The organism is Dictyobacter halimunensis (assembly GCF_036245075.1).
Map to the genome: position 1 here is coordinate 426,727 of NZ_BSRI01000002.1, position 17,122 is coordinate 443,848.

Sequence of the window (17,122 nt, forward strand, 5' to 3'; positions counted from 1 at the left end):
CACCAACCAGCCTGAACTATATCCACGATAATTTGAGACGATCCAGGATACGCTTGACGGGTCCCAATTCCTGGATACCCAGGAAGCGCGAGGCGCGTACATATACAAACAGGCCCACAAAAACTTCTACGCCCAGTTTGACCATCGCCTCAATAGTGCCGATAAGACCAGTGGACTGTCCATTCGTGGTATCCAGAATACGGTCGAGCAACTCGCGCGCCACAAAGACAACCACCGCCATGGCCAGCGAGGCCAGCAATACACGTCCGATAAACCTCAGCAGTTCTCGGACCTGCAGATCTCCCAGGCGTTGGTTTAATAGCCAGAAAAGAACCGTTGCCTCCAATATGTTCGCCGCCGAAGTCGAGAAAGCCAGCGCAGCCAGGCCCCAGTTGGTTCCCCAGACCGCCGCATTGACCACCACCAGGCTCAACGCAATCTTAAACACAAATTGAGCTATACTCACGATCACCGGTGTCTTGGTATCGCGCAAGGCATAGAACGATCGCGTCAATAATTCAACTCCGCATAGGCCCGCCAGGCCCAGCGAAAACGCCGCCAACGGCCAGTAGGTTGCCTGCGCACTACTTAAATTATAGTGTCCGTGCTGCAAGAGAACCTGGATCACAGGCAGGCCCAGAATGATCAATCCAACGCTGGAAGGGATCGTCGTAAAGAGGACGCTACGCAGCGTCTCAAGAATTGTGCTGCGTACACGATCGAAGCGCCCTTTGGCTACGTTTTCAGCCAGCGTCGGGAAGACGGCGGTCGCCGGCGAGAGACCAAAGATACCGAAGGGTAGCAGTACCAGTTGGAACGCCTGGTAGTACTGGGTGACGCCACCACCAGCTGAACCTACAACCAGCAAGATCAGGCTGCGGTCGACGAATGTCGACAGATAGATCATCGCCGAGTTGCCGATACGCGGCAACATTGAGCGTGCGATCTGTATCACCCCCGGATCTTTCCAATCGAACGAGCGGGTATACTTCATGCCCACCTTAGCGAGTCCGGGGACCTGCGCACCAACCTGCAGCAGAGCACCAACGACCACACCCCAGGTGGCGGAGTAGACAGCCAGCTGTGGGTTTCCCCGGCCGGCAAAGGCGATGAAGATACCAGGGACCAGACCACCGATCAGGCCAACGTTATAGAGAACCGAGCCGATAGCGGAAAGCTTGAAATCCTGTTGCGCGTTCAGCACTGACGTCACGATGACACCACCACCCAGAATGACCGATTGCAATAACATGATGCGGGTCAAAGAAGCAATCAGATCCAGCTGGGCAGGAGGGGCCCCGATGTTATAAATGGGAACAATTTGACGCGCAAAAATGATGCCAATCAATGCCAGGACGGTCATGATCGCGATCGCCAGGTTTAATGCCGAACTGGCTACATGCCAGGCCTTCCTTTGATCACGCTCACCAACCATATAATTAGTGAACACAGGGATAAAGGCCGAGCTCAAGGCACCACCGGAGACGATGTTAAAAATAAAGTCAGGGATCAAAAATGCCTGCAGGTACGCATCGGAAACAGGACTGGTACCAAAGACATAGGCGAACATTGACGTACGCAAAATACCCAGGATACGGCTGGCCACAAACGCGATCGTGAGGATCGACATCGCGCGACCCACGCGCACTTTCTGGATCATACCGGTGTCTTGAGATGATGCAGAAGCGGGCTGCAAATTGGCATTAACGTTAGCCGTAGGTGGCTCGCGCCTGGGCAACCTCAGGCTCTCGGGAGGCTGGGTGGACGCGCGTACCGGGGACATCGTCTTTTCATCGTCGTAATCCGGCAATGACACCCGTGGCGAAAATTGTGATGGCGGGGCCGGTGTGAGCGGCTCCCTGGGGCTGGCACTCAACGAACCACTGGGAGGCGGCAGACTATCAGCCGCGGCCCGTGCCGCCTTGTTCCCCCCTCTCCAGGGAAACATAGCCGTGACATCCCCACCACGAATACGGCGCTGTTGACGCCGCATACGCTCTTCGCGTAACTGTTGCAAGCGCTCCTGACGCAACTGGGCCATGGGCTGCGACGGCTGGGGCACGTCAAAGTACTGGTATTCGGTCCCCTGACCAAACCCCAGAGTCATACCCATATCCTGCATCGGTTGCTGGGATTGCTGGTGATATTGCTGTTGATACTTAGAAGGCACCTGTGTCTGCTGAGGATCCTGTGCCTGCGAGGGATACTGCGGTAATGGCCGTCCTGGCGGAGAGGCGAATGACCGAGGAGGAGCACCTGAAGGAGTTGGAGGCCTCACTTCGGTGGCATCCTGATCATATTGCCATCCATAATACCCTTGTTGTTCTGATTGCCTCTGATCAGATCGAGGCCGCTGCTGTCCTTCGTTTTCCACGTTCTTCTCTATCGATAAATCGCAATGAGCATAATAACTCAATCCAATTACATTTTTATACAGTATTGTGCGTCAAGCATACCATACTAGCACGGTTCCTGACTAGAGGATCAGTATGATGGTACTCATCACTTCTCTTCCCACTGTCCATTATCGGCAGGCAGCAGCCGGCTATGCAGCAGAGCATATACAACGAGCATAGGAAAATCGGGACCAATATAAATTGTGTGAAACAAATCAGAAATAGATTAGCTCTTACTTATATAACAACTGTCAGGATAAGACAAAAACAAGATTCGTCTCGCAGAGAGATGCATGAAATCTAGCAATAGAGCAATCGGAGGTTTGATGAAATCCAGTCCCCTGTATAAAAGTGTCCTTATACTTGTAGTAACACTTCCCTTCCTGGCCACGATATATGCGATGTGGGCCCTCTGGAACAGGGCGGTCTTCCTATCAGATATTGTTATGCTGCTTATTATGTACACCTGCATTACCTTTGGCGTCACCGCCGGCTTTCATCGCATGTTGACACACCGCAGCTTTCGCGCCCACCCCATCATTAAGTTCCTCTTACTGGTCTTTGGATCAATGTCGCTGGAAGGATCGGCCTTAGAATGGGCCTCCACCCACGTCAAGCACCATGCACAGGCCGATAAAGAGGGCGATCCACATAGCCCAACCGAAGGCTTTATCCACGCGCACCTGGGCTGGCTCTTCAAAGATCGTATGGCCGATCCCAATGTCTATTGCCGCAACCTGGTCAATGATCGCATGGTTGTCTTTGTCAGCCGCACCTTCCTGGTGTGGGTAGTGCTTTCTCTGCTTATCCCCCTGGCCATCGGTGGCTGGCATGGCCTGCTCTGGGCGGGACTGGTACGTATCTTTATCGTGCACCATGTGACCTGGAGCGTCAATTCTATCTGTCATACCTTTGGCAAGCGTGAGTTTGAAACCACCGATAAGAGTCGCAACGAATGGATCGTTGGACTGCTGGCCTTTGGTGAGGGCTGGCACAATAATCATCACGCCTTCCCACGCTCAGCCTTCCATGGCCTTCACTGGTGGCAGGTCGATCTCTCGGCTTACCTGATTCGGGCGATGGAAAAAGTAGGGCTGGTCAAGGACGTGTATCGCATTCCTACCGATATGCTCAAAAATCGCTATCAAAATATGACGCCTAAAACAGCACTGGCACCTTCAACCCCGATCATCGAAAAAGTGGCAAGCGTCAGCAAATAAGCAACATACTAACATTCACCCATAATATATATAGTATGCCAGAAGGACAGGATAGTCCTTCTGGCATTTTAGTTCTACTGTTTGACACCGGCGACAAACACCGATACAATCCCCCCATAGACTTAGATACGCGACAACAACTTCCCGCAATCAGTCATAGTCGACAATGCAGGATTCGCAATAGGAGGCGGATAAGCTCTTTATGAAACACCTTAATGCCGTCATTTTAGCGGGTGGCAGCGGCACACGTTTATGGCCCCTGAGCACACCCAGCTTTCCCAAACAATTTCTCCCACTTCCAAGTGGTCAAAGCATGATACAGGAGACGCTGGACCGTGTTACCCCACTCGTGACCCCCGAACAGTCCTGGGTTGTTACAGGGAACAGTATGGCGGACCTGGTACAGGAACATCTGCCAACGGTACCCGCCAACCATATTTTACGTGAGCCAATGGGGCGCAATTCGGCCCCCGCCATCGCCTGGGCCGCCGCGTCGATCGCCCGACAGGATCCAGATGCGATTATGGCCATCTTTAGCGCGGACGCGGTGATCACCCAGGTCGAAGGCCTGCGTCAGACGCTGGTCCTGGCCTATGAACTGGCTGAACAGGGCAAACTGGTCACCATTGGCATCCAACCTACCTCACCCGAAACCGGCTATGGCTATATTCGTTTCGCCGATGAGATGGCGCAGGGGGCTGGTTACAAAGCGTTCCAGGTGGAACGTTTCGTGGAGAAACCCAACCTGGAAACTGCCCAGAGCTATCTAGATGACGGTCACTACGTCTGGAATGCGGGGATCTTTATCTGGAGTGTCAAAGCTATCCTGGCCGAGTTTGAGGCACACCTGCCACAGGTAGCCAGACAGATACAAGACATCGTTGATGCGGCTCCAACCGAACATGGGAAGGCCACGCTGGCGAACGTATGGCCAGAGATTCAGTCCATCTCCATCGACTATGGGATCCTCGAGAAGACACAGAACCTGGCCGTCATACCGGCACAACTGGGCTGGAACGATGTCGGCAACTGGGAGCAGTACGGCGCACTCTTCCCCTGTGATGACCAGGGTATCCACGCGGTAGGCTCCCACATCGGCCTGGGCAGCCAGAACGTCATCGTGTACAACAACACCAAACGCCGCGTGTATACCATCGGCCTGGAAGATATGATCGTGGTTGAAATGGATGATATCACCGTCATCTGCCATAAAACCCATGTCCACCGCGTCAAAGAGTTAGCCGAGCAGCAGCACAAACAAGCATAAAGGGAATCTCATACCTCCGTAAAAAATGGGCAGTTGCGCATGCGCAACTGCCCATTTTTTACGGAGGTATGAGATTTAACATGATCTCTCTATGTTTACCAGGTCCATCGCGCAGAGGTCCTAAAACATATGCTATAATTGTTCAGAGATTCGTAATGCCTCGTCGAAAAGGGGGTTGCCCATGTTACTCTCCAGCTATATATGCTCCGATAAAGATACACGCATCCCATCTCTCTTAGACCGCTCACTGTGGCAACAGGCTTATAGGTTTCCACACCGGTAGCGCACAACCAGGGGCCATTAGCCCACAATCAGCAGGTCCGTTTCTTCTCACATAGCAAAGGGATACTCCAATGAGGCATAAATACATGCACATACGTGGCATCGATATACAATTGCTTGCGACTATGATAGACTTTGGACGCTACGTCCACTTGGTTACGTTGACCCAATGATAAAACAGCAGGTATGTCCCACGAAAAGGAACCGCACATAGCCAGAGTTCCACAGCAGTCGAGCAGATACAGACAGCACCCGGGTATGACTACAAGCAAACACCATAACGTATTCATACGCTGGTGCTTCATCGTTAACCTGTTCGTGATATGTAGGGGGAGGATGGAATGGGACCAGGAACGTACTTTCGAGGGACTACCGACCCGTATACCTGCTATATCGGGCTGGTAGGAATGTTTCGTGGATAGAGTTTAGAGTAGCAAGGAAGGACATTACAGATGACTACCCGTCCATATCGTCAAAGTATTCCCGAAGAAATTCTCGCACTTTCGCATGAACGTGACCTCCTTCGGCGTAAAGGACAATACGATCGTGCTGATGTCCTCAAGCAGCAGCTTGAGGATGCTGGCTACGTCGTCAAAGATAATCCACATGGAGCCCACCTGGTCATTCTGCCCCACATTTTTGTGGATGGCACGTTGTATCGTACGATCCGCCAACTGCCTTCATTGCTTGATGAAGCTGACCTGTGTACCTTTTCGGTCAATATTCTTGCCCAGAACAGCAGCGAGCAGACGCGCCGCTGTGTTGATAGTGTACTCAGCCACGCAGGCAATACGTCGATTGAAGTTATTCTGGTAGATAATGCTTCACAGGATGGCCTCGACATCTGGGCGGAAGCGCTGCAGCACCAGGACAGCCGGGTGCACTTCCTACGAGCCACGCGCAAGATGGGGGTCGCCGAGGCGCGCAACATCGGACTCCAGCAGAGTCGTGGCCACTATATCCTGTTTCTCGATAGCAATGTCGTGCTCACGGGCGACATCTTTACTCCTCTGGCTAAAACACTTGAGGCCCCCCAGGTCGGCCTGACGGGTCCGCATGGCCTGCGTACCGATGATCTGCGCCATTTTGAGGAGAGCGAGGAGAACGAGGTTGAAGTTATCGATGCCCGGTGCATGGCCTTTAAGCGCGCGCTCTTGAAAAAAGCTGGCCTGCTTGATGAGGGATATCGCTATCCAGACTACATGGATGTCGACTTCTGCTTTGCTATTCGCGACCTTGATATGAGTATCGTGCGCACCCCGGATCTGCCCTTGCTGTCTCATCCCGCGCCACACAATCCCGCGCTATCGGAGTCCGAGCGCACGCGCCTGAAGAAGCGTAACTTCTATCGCTATCTCTCCAAATGGGGCGCGCGTGAAGATCTGTTGCTTGAGGGATTTGATGATGAAGAGGAGTATGAAGACGAAGAGGAAGAGTAGGGCCTTCATTACGCCATCCTAGTACCATAAAAAGGAGTGCATAATTTTTCTATTATGCACTCCTTTTTATGGTACTAGCAGCTCCTGTGTCTGGCGTCCCCAAAAATTGGTGTTTCTATCCCTTATTTATGATAAGCCACGCCGCGCTTTCTCCGCGATGGCCTGGCACAGCCTCGATCCAGCGCAGTAACAGCCCCGGAAAAAAGCCCGGGCATGTATATCCCCGCATAGATGGCATCCCGGCGTACTGAACTACGGGCGCATACGTAGAGGGGACGCCTGTCACCGGGGCTGGGGGCATATGATATTATGTGAGTACATCCAGAAACAAACAGGACCGTTTCCTATCATTGATGAAAGGTCGTACCAACATTGCAAACGTTTAAGAAGCGTGAAGAGATCCCAACCGAGTATACCTGGAACCTTGAGAGCATCTATACGCAAGATGATGGTTGGGAGAGTGATTTCCAACATATCCAGCAGCGCCTGCCAGCATTGGAAGCACTCAAGGGAACATTGGCACAAAGCGGGAGCGCCCTGTTAAAAGTGCTGCAGACACGCGATGAGATCACAGAAGCACTGGAAAAACTGTATGTATATGCCTCCATGCGTAAAGATGAGGATACAACCAATAGCAAATACCTGGCGATGGCTGATCGGGCGATGCAATTATTCGTGCGCACATCGACGGTCGCGGCATTCATTGAGCCAGAGATTCTCGCTCTTCCACAGGAGACACTCAATCAATACATTCAGCAGACGCCGGGCCTGGACCTCTATAATGTCCAGCTTCAGGATTTGAATCGCAAGCGGCCACACGTGCGTTCCGCTGAAGTAGAGGCTGTGCTGGCGGCCGCCGGCGAAATTAGCGATGCTCCAGATTCGATCTTCTCAATGATTGATAATGCTGACCTGAAGTTGCCCGTGATTCGCAATGAAGAGGGTGAAGAGGTTGAACTGACCCAGGGCAATTATCTGACCTTTATCCGCAGTAAAGATCGGCGCGTGCGTAAGGATGCGTTCGAGGCCCTGCATGGCACGTTCTTGAAGCAGCGCAATACCATCGCGGCCACCCTGGCAGCGCAGGTGAAAACCGATATCTTCTATACACGTCAGCGCAACTACAGTTCCAGCCGCGAACGCGCGCTCTCACGTTACAATATCCCGGAGAGCGTCTACGATAATCTGATCACTACGGTCAGCGAGCATATCCCGCTGCTCAATCGCTACATGAAGTTGCGCAAGCGCATCCTGCAGCTTGATGAATTGCACATGTATGATCTCTACACCCCGATTGTGGAAGAGACCACCGATGCCATCACGTATGGGCAGGCCCGCGACACTATTATCCAGGCCCTGGCACCGCTGGGTGAAAACTATATTTCCATACTGAAAGATGGCTTTTCAAAACGCTGGATAGATGTGTTTGAAACACCGGGCAAGCGTGGCGGTGCCTATAGCGGCGGCGCCTATGGGACCCAGCCGTTTATCCTGCTGAACTTCCAGGAGAAGCGCGAGAGCATGTTTACGCTGGCACATGAACTTGGCCATTCGATGCACTCGTACTTCACCCGCAGCAACCAGCCCTATCAATACGGAGACTACACCATCTTTGTCGCCGAGGTTGCCTCGACCCTCAATGAGGGTCTGCTAACCGAATACCTGCTAAAAAATACCGACAATAAAGCGGTGCGCATCTCTATCCTCAACCATGCTCTGGAGGATATCCGAGCCACCCTCTTCCGACAGACAATGTTCGCTGAGTTTGAGCAGCAGATCCATAGTCAGGCAGAGAATGGAGAGGCCCTGACCGCCGATACCCTGACCTCCCTGTATCGAGGACTCAATGAGAAGTACTATGGTGGCGAGGCCGTCATCGATAATCTGATCGGCATTGAATGGGCGCGCATCCCGCATTTCTACTATAATTTCTATGTCTATCAGTACGCGACAGGCATTTCAGCCGCCTCAGCCCTGGTGCAGCAGATCCTTAACGAAGGTCAACCAGCGGTTGAACGCTACCTGAAATTCCTGAGCTCTGGCTCGTCCAACTATAGTATCGATCTGTTGCGCAATGCTGGCGTCGACATGACCACACCGGAACCGGTTCGACAGGCGTTCCAACTCTTCGAAACCCATCTCTCCCAGATGGAAGAGCTTTTAGGTTAGTAATCCTTTAAGGGAAGACGCAGGGCGACCGCTGACGCGGCCGCCCTGGTTTTTTATATTGGTGCTGCAGGGACGCAGATGCGTCCCTGCAGCACCAATATACTATGGACTGTTGAGCACCACAGGGTCAAAACTCAAGCATGCTTCGAGCAATAACCATGAGCCATTGCGCGCCAACACCAGTTTTTTATATTGATGCTGTTAAAGCATGTGGATCTACTGATAGTAGAGTTTATTTGTATCCATCTGACCGCCCTAATGAGTATCACAAAAGAAGGGTGAAAATTAATTCATCCTAACGCAATAAAACGCAAGAGGATTCATTCAAAGGAGAAAAATCATATGAGCGACTACAATAAAGACCACAAAGACTTAGGCGACCAGGGCAACGAGGATACCCTGAAGGGTAAGTTGAAAGAGACTGCCGGTAAAGTTCAGAGTAAACTCGGCCACGCTACAGATAATCCTAAGGAAGAGGCTCGTGGCAATTCCAAGCAGTTCGAAGGCAAGACCCAATCAACTGTTGGTCATACCGAGCGCAAGATCGATAACACCCTTGATCCCAATAAATAAGGTGCCAGTTGCCACTTCTCCCCACTGTTAAAAGTGTACGCTACTACATCAGAACACAAAAGAGACGAGCAGCCAATCGGTTGCTCGTCTCTTTTGTGTTCTGATGCATGACTAGCGCATCAGGGATTTACCCACTCGCGACCATCACGCTCGATCAATTTATTCGCCTCTTCGGGACCCCAGGTGCCGGCGGCGTAAGGATAGACGGTCTCAGGCCCCATCTTTGTCCAGGCATTGGTGATGCTATCAATGATGCGCCAGGATTCCTCGATCTCGTCACGGCGGATGAACAGGGTAGAATCGCCCAGAATACAATCGGCGATCAGGCGCTCATATGCATCGGGCAACTCGATACCAAAGACGGTCTTATATGAGGCATCCAGGTCGATGCTTGAGAGATCATTGGCCGCGCCGGGTTTCTTGGCGCCAATACAGAGCGAGATCCCCTCTTCAGGCTGGATGCGCAAGATCAAACGGTTGGGCTTCATGCCGCTGATTTCATCCTTTGAGTACAACTGATGGGGCACACGCTTGAACTGAACCATGACTTCGGTGCTGCGTTTGGGGAGACGCTTGCCGGTGCGGATATATATCGGCACATCAGCCCAGCGCCAGTTCTCGATATACAACTTGAGAGCCATAAACGTATCGGTCTTGGAGTTAGGATCGACCCCCTTCTCTTGTTTATACCCTGGAACCTGCTGGCCATCCATGGTACCCGCGGTATACTGACCCCGCACAGTCCTCTCGGCCACCTCATCAGGTGTCAGCGTACAGATAGCGCGCAGCACTTTGACTTTCTCGTCACGAATATCGTTAGGCGAAAAGTCAGCTGGCGCCTCCATACAGGTCAGTGAGAGGATCTGCATCACATGATTCTGCACAATATCCTTAATAGCACCCGCATGCTCATAATATTCGGCTCGGCTCTCAATACCCAGACTCTCAGCAACCACAATTTGAATATGATCAATATACTTTTGATTCCAGAGCGGCTCCATAATACTATTGGCGAAGCGCAAAGCCACGATGTTTTGGACGGTCTCTTTTCCCATGTAGTGATCGATGCGGTAGATCTGATCCTCATGGAAGACGCTCCCGATGACTTTATTCAAGGCTTTGGCCGATTCCAGATCATGTCCAAAGGGTTTTTCTGTAATGATATGCACCCAGGATTTTTTCTCCTGTTGACCGTTGCTACTGCCATTCTGGGATGTCTGCTCGGGCTGAGCCAGGCCGGCCTTGCCCAATGATTGAATAATCTCAACATCCGTGTCCGGCGGTGTAGCCAGGTAATAGATGCGGTTTCCACCAGTTCCCTGTTCTTTATCTAATTTCTCGAGCAGTTGCTTTAAACGCTGGTAACCCTCATCCTCGTCAAAGTTCGACTGGCAATAGAAGAGGCGTTTCGCGAATGCTTGCTTGGCCTCATCATCCAATTTGTCATCTTCAGGCATATATTTATCAAGCGATTCGAGCACCATGGAGCGCCAGCCATCATCACCCAGTGGTCGACGGGCAAATGCGACGATACACATAGTTTCGGGCTGGGGATGGTCGTGGATAAGGTGTGCCAGGGTTGGTAGAATCTTACGTTGCGCCAGATCGCCGGTGGCTCCAAATAGCACAATGGCACAGGGATCTGGTTTACGGCCACTTTGCCAGATCGTGTGCTTCTTTAAATGAGGAGCTGTAGCTTGCTGAGTCATAAAGGTTTCTCCTTAAGAATACGAAACAATCTTCCCAACCTGTACGTGTCCCTCTACTGAATGACATTGGCGAGCCCGGGCAAACGTACACGTCTATGATATATACGTACCACACATATCACACTTTGACACTTAAGCCTTTGTTGAGCCAAAATATGCCCCGCGGGAGGCTCAAGGTATTTTTTATGGTGGATGGGATTTCAGATGTGTCTGCATCTGAAACCCCATCCACCATAAACATGCATCCATAGGGCAAAGGCGGGGAATCTTACCCGATAGGTGATCGGCGCTTTATCTTTATTTCACAACGCTCAAGGAGAATAGAACACTCTCATGAATTATGATCTCACCATTATTGGAGGAGGCTCGGCGGGGCTGACGGCAGCTCAGATCGCGCATTCACTGGGTGCCCGGGTACTTCTCATCGATAAAGAAAGATTGGGAGGCGATTGCCTTCATTATGGATGCGTGCCCAGCAAAAGCCTGATCCATGTAGCTGACCTGGTCACGCAGGCGCGTCAGGCCGCGCGATTTGGCATACAGGGTGGCCAGGGACAGATCGATATGGAAAAGGTTGGCCAGTACATTCAAGAAGTGATTGGACGCGTTGCCGCCAATGAGCAGACGTATATTGAAGGGGTAGATGTTGCCTTCGGCAAGGTAACATTCCAATCACCGACCATGCTGCGGCTCAATGACATGGACATCACCAGCCGCTATACCTTAATCGCAACCGGTTCTCGTCCCGCCATACCGGATCTCCCTGGTCTGGAAGAGCTTGATTTTTTGACCAATGAAACGGTTTTCGATCTCACGCGCCTGCCGTCTTCTCTGATCGTGCTGGGCGGTGGACCGGTGGGTGTGGAGATGGCACAGGCGCTAGCCCGGCTGGGAGCGCGGGTTACCATTATACAACGCGCTCCACAATTGTTACCACGCGAAGAGCCAGAAGTCGCGGAGGCCCTCGCTAATGTGCTGCGCGCGGATGGTATCACTATTTACACCCGGGCACAGCCACTCCATATCAGTCAGCATGACGGTCAGAAAAGGCTCGGCATACAGCAAGATGAGCAGACACTGCTTTTAGAGGCGGAGGCGGTGCTGGTTGCAACGGGTCGGCAGCCCAATGTTGCGGGGCTGGAGCTAGCCTCGATTGGCCTCCATAATACAGAACGAGGTATCGTGGTCAACGATTATCTGCAAACCAATCTGCCGCATATCTTCGCGCTAGGCGATGTGCTGGGCGATCTTTTCTTTACCCACATTGCCGCCTATCAGGCCGGGGTAGCCGTGCGCAATGCGCTCCTTCCAATTAAGAAGCAGAAAGTTGATTATCGCGTCCTTCCCTGGTGCACCTTTACCAGGCCCCAGGTCGCTCATATTGGCCTGACACAGGCGCAGGCGCAAAGCCAATATAAGCATGTACGTGTAGTTACCTTTCCCTGGCGTGAGATTGACCGCGCTCAAACAGAACATGAACAGGCTGGCTTCATCAAATTAATCCTCAAAGGCCGCAAGGAGGAGATCGTGGGAGCCCATCTGATCGGGTCACAGGCGGGAGAGTTGCTGGGAGAGCTAGCGCTGGCCATGAAACACCACCTCACTATCAACCATATCTACAATACGATTCACCCCTATCCTACCTACAGTACGGGCCTTCAACAGGCAACCTTTTATGCCTATCTGCTTGGGAGCACGGCTACCACCAATCGTAAGCTCATTCAAACTATTCTGCGCATGAAAAAATAAGCGCCCCCTTCTTTGGAGGCGCGTTTAACGCTACTTATGCCGCGTCGGGCGAAGAGGGAGCCACGTGTTTCTTACGCTGTGGCACGCTCTCACGCACATGTTTCAAGAAGCGCACAGGCGGGCTGACCATAATCGCCGCCAGCAACGCACAAAGAAGAATCGGCAATAAGAGAGACAACGTCACCGCTCCACTCAGCGCGATATGCAAAAACGCCAGGCAGGCAAACTGGGAAATAACCAACAACAGGAGCAGACCAGCAGAAGTTGAGAGCGTGACCGTCTTCCAACGCGTACGAAAGCGGTCATCTAAGAGCTTCTGGCGCATCTGCGCCTGCCGGGATGCGCTCTGTTGTAAGATAGCCAGCTGGCGCCTCTCCTCGTCAAGGTGCTGACGCTCCTTAGCCAGTATATCCGTTATGCGCTCCATCTCGCGCTTCAAATGAACTGCCTCCGCCAGGTATCGATCTCCATCGCTGCGCGCCCGCAGTTCCGCCGATTGCACAAAACGCACCAGGGGATCCGGCATCTCAGCCTCTACCTCCAGACCATCTAACGTCTGTGCCATAGCATTCAGGCGCTGCTGGATCTCCTCATCGACCGACTGCTCAAAGCGGTGGGCAAAATCCTGCTGCACCACCTTCAGGGCCGCATACTCATCATGCAGGCGATTGCGCTCATCCATCAATTCTAAGAGATGGGTTTGATAGTGAACAATATCTTGCTGATGCCCGCTATGGATGACGGCAACTTCCTCCTCAAAACGACCCTGCAACTGCGCCTTTTCTTCATCCAGTTGCTTGAAACTTTCTTGTAATTCCTCCAGAGAGAGCCGCAGGCGCCGATTCTCTTCACGTAGCTGCACCATCTGTCTCCAGACAAATTTAGTGCCAGGAGTTTCCGACCCAAGAGAGGGCAAGGCGTCCGTGTTCTTTTCGGACTGCTTCTGCTGTAAAATGTGTTGACGACGCTCATTCAAAGCACTACGGTGATCGAACGTACGTGGAAGCTTCTCGAGCGCTTCAGTCGTCTGTGAAAGCTGCTCAAGCGCTTCAGTCGTCTGTGAAACCTCTTCCGCTGGAAACATTTTTACATTTGCTCCTTCATGTACAGCAAAAACATACCTAGATGATAGAGTGCGTAGAATGCAACTACAATGTTGAGCGCTTCTTGTAATAGATTATGCACGTAAGTTCGCAAATATGCAAGGGGAGAGATCACAATGTTTATCACAAAATGGCTCTGTGCCTGTTTAAAAGATAGAAAAATATGTTGATGCGGCAGGGCACCGATCGGCGCTCTGCCGCATCAACATAGCTGAATAGGGGGACCCCTGCGTTCCCCAGGCCTGGAGAGACAGGGAAGCAAGTACCTTTAGAACTGACGATGGCGCTCGGGCAAAGCATCGGCGAGATGCCTGGCTAAAAATGACTGAATGACAAGATCATATTGCAAAGGATTCCAGCCATAGGCACCACAATGGACATTAGCATCGACAAAGTAGGTCTCGAGAGGAGCCCCATAGGCAGCCGCTTCCGCCTTGATTTGATGGGCGTGCTCTATTGGTATCAGATTATCTCCAGATGAGTGAATTAAGAGTATAGGTATAGGATGATACTTTAAAATCTTTTTCGAGCGTTGCTTCCAGCGTTTAAAGCTGGTATCGGGTCGCGCGATAACAGTAAAACCATAACGGAGCCGAAACACGATGCGGCTCATGCCAACGATGCTCCAGGCCAGCAGCGTCACCAGCAATTGTGGCAGTGGTTGTCGAGGATAACGCTTGAGCCATTCATCAACCAGCCGAAAGGCAACCAGGCGGCGTAGAATATCGTCTGAGCGAGCATAGGGACTATCAGCAATGATGGCAACCACATCTGGATGTGGAGGAGTCAGCAGGGCAACCGCCGCTCCCATTGAAAAACCATGAATGATAATCTTGCCGGGCAGGGTCTCTGGTTGATGGCCAGCTACAAAGATCGCCGCTTCCATGTCGCGTACCTCGGCATTGCCAGCAGTGGTCATGACGCTTTCGCTATCTCCATGGCCGCGAAAATCAAAAAAGAGGACGTTGTACCCTCGCGCATATTCCAGTTGCGCCACCGAACGCAGATGGGAGCGCGAAATGCGATAGCCATGACAGAGAATAACGGTTGGTGCCGGCTGGGGTTGAGCCCAGAAATCCCCGCAGAGCAGTGTTCCATCAGCGGTACTAAAGAGCAGTGAACGCTGCGCCATCTGTGGAGGCTCTTCAAGCAGGACCGAGGGCATCCCCCAGTCCATCGCCGAATCGGGGATGGGGGTATGAGGACGTGAAAACTCCTGTACAAAGAAATGCGCTACAAGTGCCAACCCGCTGGTGACTGTCAACCCCAGAATGCTTGCGGTACTGGTTGCAAGCCCTAGCGCCCATCGATGTTGCCCAGCCATAGACAAACTCCTTTACTTCCAAACTGGATCACCGATTAACACACATGTCAACCGAACACAAGGAGGTGAAGTGAAGAAATAGAGGATCTCCAGTTCTTCACCGCAGAAATAGCAGGGCGAGATACGACCTTCTCTATCCCCAAAAACATGTTCTGATATGGGCTATGCTTTCAGGATAAGAATCATATCATTACTTTCCCTTTGACGCTGGCGCCAGCGGCTGCATCACTTGATCAGATGCGCTAGCTCCAATCATATCTGCTACTATTTTACCCGAACTCATGACCCCAGGTAAACCCGCACCGGGATGAGTTCCAGCTCCAGCAAAATAGAGATTGGAAATATCTTCGCTAACGTTGTGGGGTCGGAACCAGGCCGACTGCGTCAGGATGGGTTCGACGGAGAAGGCACTGCCAAGATAGCTGTTGAGATCATCGCGGAAATGGAGCGGATCAATGTGGTGCTCGGTCACAATATGCCTGGATAGGTCCGGCATGTAGTGCTCTTCCAGATACTGGATGATTGAGTCGCGGTAGGGACGGGCGGTCGTGGTCCAATCGGTATCGCTTCCCAGATGAGGTACAGGCGATAAGACATACCAGGCATCGTGACCCTCCGGCGCCAGGGAAGGATCGGTAGCGGTCGGTCGATGCAGGTAGAGCGAGAAATCTTTGGCCAGGACCTTGCGTTTAAAGATGTCATCCAGCAATTCTTTATAACGCGGCCCCATCAGAATTTCATGATGAGCCATATTTTCATACTTGCGATCGGTGCCAAAATAGAGCACAAAAAGTGACATCGAGTATTGCATGTTTTTGAGCTTGCGATCGCTATTCTTCTGGCGAAAACGCTCGGGGATCAGGCGCATATAGGTAAAGGCTACATCGGCATTGCTGACGACGATATCCGCCGGGAAAAACTCACCCGCGCGGGTACTCACCCCTTCGGACCGCCTGGTTCGCTCATTAACGACGATCTCGCTTACCTCCTGGTTCAACCGCATCTGACCGCCCATATCCTCAAAGAGGCTGACCAGGGCACGCACCAGGGCGCCGGTCCCCCCCATAGCGAACCAGACCCCAAAGCGCTGCTCCAGCGTATGAATCAGGGCATAAATGGAGGTGCTCTGGAAAGGATTGCCGCCGATCAGCAAAGGATGAAAGCTGAAGACCTGGCGCAGACGCTCATCCTTGATATACTGGTTCACAAAGGCAGCCACGGATTTCTGGGATTGTAAGCGTACCAGGTCCGGCAATACTTTAGCCATTGAGCCAAAGGTGGTAAAAGGTTGATCGATCAGTTCAAAACCGGTTTTGAAGATCTTCTCGCCCGCGCGCGCAAACCGCAGGTATCCCTCTTCATCCACCGGGTTAAAGTCCCGAATCTGCTGCAACAATTGTTCACGATCGGCATTGTAGCGGAAAATCGAGCCATCTTCAAAGCGAATATTATAGAAAGGATCGATGGGTATAATGTTTACATAGTCTTCGGTTTTCTTCCCGCACAGTTCAAAGAGATCATGAATGAGCCAGGGGGCCGTAATGATCGTTGGACCACCATCAAAGGTAAAGCCATCCTGCTCATACACATATGCCCTCCCGCCGGGCTTATCACGCTTCTCAAACACGGTTACCTGGTGGCCCTGGGCCTGTAACCGAATGGCGGCGGTTAACCCACCAAAACCACTACCAATAACAATGATATTCATAATTGCTCCTCATCATAAAGGATGGTGATATGTATCTATTCAGATAACCTGCTGCGTGCACGAGTAAGAAGCCGCTGCAATTTGGGTATAGATGAGACCACTACCACGCTCAGCACTGTGTACGGTTATCTATAGCTGCTAAGCAAATAAATGCACTGGCGATTCTAAAGTTCTATCAACCAG

General features: G+C 51.9%; 11 protein-coding genes. 6 read left to right on the top strand and 5 right to left on the bottom strand.

The annotated features are described in order from the left end of the window. Positions 1 to 16 precede the first annotated feature (16 nt). Positions 17 to 2,374, bottom strand: a complete 2,358-nt coding sequence (gene murJ, locus AABA21_RS15820; protein WP_338251733.1) for a murein biosynthesis integral membrane protein MurJ — start codon at positions 2,372 to 2,374, stop codon at positions 17 to 19. A gap of 315 nt (positions 2,375 to 2,689) precedes the next feature. Here murJ and AABA21_RS15825 point away from each other — a divergent pair, with 315 nt between their 5' ends. The 5 genes from AABA21_RS15825 (at position 2,690) to AABA21_RS15845 (ending at position 9,346) form a co-directional block, all read left to right on the top strand. Then, a complete protein-coding gene (locus tag AABA21_RS15825; RefSeq protein WP_338251736.1) occupies positions 2,690 to 3,616 on the top strand; it encodes an acyl-CoA desaturase in 927 nt (308 codons plus the stop codon). Positions 3,617 to 3,818: 202 nt separating this feature from the next. After that, positions 3,819 to 4,883 (top strand): mannose-1-phosphate guanylyltransferase, encoded by a 1,065-nt coding sequence (locus AABA21_RS15830; protein WP_338251737.1) that lies wholly within the window; start codon positions 3,819 to 3,821, stop codon positions 4,881 to 4,883. Positions 4,884 to 5,617: 734 nt separating this feature from the next. Further along, on the top strand, positions 5,618 to 6,604 hold the full coding sequence (locus tag AABA21_RS15835) for a glycosyltransferase family 2 protein (protein WP_338251739.1): 987 nt from the start codon (positions 5,618 to 5,620) through the stop codon (positions 6,602 to 6,604). Between the two features lie 372 nt (positions 6,605 to 6,976). Further along, positions 6,977 to 8,773: an oligoendopeptidase F gene (gene pepF / locus AABA21_RS15840; protein WP_338251741.1), complete on the top strand. Its 1,797-nt coding sequence runs from the start codon at positions 6,977 to 6,979 to the stop codon at positions 8,771 to 8,773. 342 nt (positions 8,774 to 9,115) lie between these two features. Further along, positions 9,116 to 9,346: a CsbD family protein gene (locus AABA21_RS15845; RefSeq protein ID WP_338251743.1), complete on the top strand. Its 231-nt coding sequence runs from the start codon at positions 9,116 to 9,118 to the stop codon at positions 9,344 to 9,346. A 119-nt stretch (positions 9,347 to 9,465) separates the two neighbouring features. Here the strand turns inward: AABA21_RS15845 and zwf are convergent, their stop codons facing one another. Beyond that, on the bottom strand, positions 9,466 to 11,055 hold the full coding sequence (gene zwf, locus AABA21_RS15850; RefSeq protein WP_338251745.1) for a glucose-6-phosphate dehydrogenase: 1,590 nt from the start codon (positions 11,053 to 11,055) through the stop codon (positions 9,466 to 9,468). Positions 11,056 to 11,388: 333 nt separating this feature from the next. On the opposite strand from zwf, the gene AABA21_RS15855 reads away from it, so the two are divergent. Further along, entirely contained in the window at positions 11,389 to 12,804 is a 1,416-nt protein-coding gene (locus AABA21_RS15855) for a dihydrolipoyl dehydrogenase family protein (protein WP_338251747.1), read from the top strand. Between the two features lie 34 nt (positions 12,805 to 12,838). Here the strand turns inward: AABA21_RS15855 and AABA21_RS15860 are convergent, their stop codons facing one another. From AABA21_RS15860 to AABA21_RS15870, 3 genes are all read right to left on the bottom strand, one after another. Continuing rightward, positions 12,839 to 13,888 (bottom strand): hypothetical protein, encoded by a 1,050-nt coding sequence (locus AABA21_RS15860; protein WP_338251749.1) that lies wholly within the window; start codon positions 13,886 to 13,888, stop codon positions 12,839 to 12,841. Positions 13,889 to 14,175: 287 nt separating this feature from the next. Further along, entirely contained in the window at positions 14,176 to 15,231 is a 1,056-nt protein-coding gene (locus AABA21_RS15865) for an alpha/beta hydrolase (RefSeq protein ID WP_338251751.1), read from the bottom strand. Positions 15,232 to 15,421: 190 nt separating this feature from the next. Then, entirely contained in the window at positions 15,422 to 16,939 is a 1,518-nt protein-coding gene (locus AABA21_RS15870; protein ID WP_338251753.1) for a phytoene desaturase, read from the bottom strand. Positions 16,940 to 17,122: the final 183 nt, after the last annotated feature.

Coding starts and splice junctions, on each gene's coding strand:
- AABA21_RS15860 (WP_338251749.1), bottom strand. CDS start 13,888: ATGTTTCCAGCGGAAGAGGTTTCACAGACGACTGAAGCGCTTGAGCAG.
- zwf (WP_338251745.1), bottom strand. CDS start 11,055: ATGACTCAGCAAGCTACAGCTCCTCATTTAAAGAAGCACACGATCTGG.
- AABA21_RS15835 (WP_338251739.1), top strand. CDS start 5,618: ATGACTACCCGTCCATATCGTCAAAGTATTCCCGAAGAAATTCTCGCA.
- AABA21_RS15855 (WP_338251747.1), top strand. CDS start 11,389: ATGAATTATGATCTCACCATTATTGGAGGAGGCTCGGCGGGGCTGACG.
- AABA21_RS15870 (WP_338251753.1), bottom strand. CDS start 16,939: ATGAATATCATTGTTATTGGTAGTGGTTTTGGTGGGTTAACCGCCGCC.
- AABA21_RS15825 (WP_338251736.1), top strand. CDS start 2,690: ATGAAATCTAGCAATAGAGCAATCGGAGGTTTGATGAAATCCAGTCCC.
- AABA21_RS15845 (WP_338251743.1), top strand. CDS start 9,116: ATGAGCGACTACAATAAAGACCACAAAGACTTAGGCGACCAGGGCAAC.
- AABA21_RS15830 (WP_338251737.1), top strand. CDS start 3,819: ATGAAACACCTTAATGCCGTCATTTTAGCGGGTGGCAGCGGCACACGT.
- AABA21_RS15865 (WP_338251751.1), bottom strand. CDS start 15,231: ATGGCTGGGCAACATCGATGGGCGCTAGGGCTTGCAACCAGTACCGCA.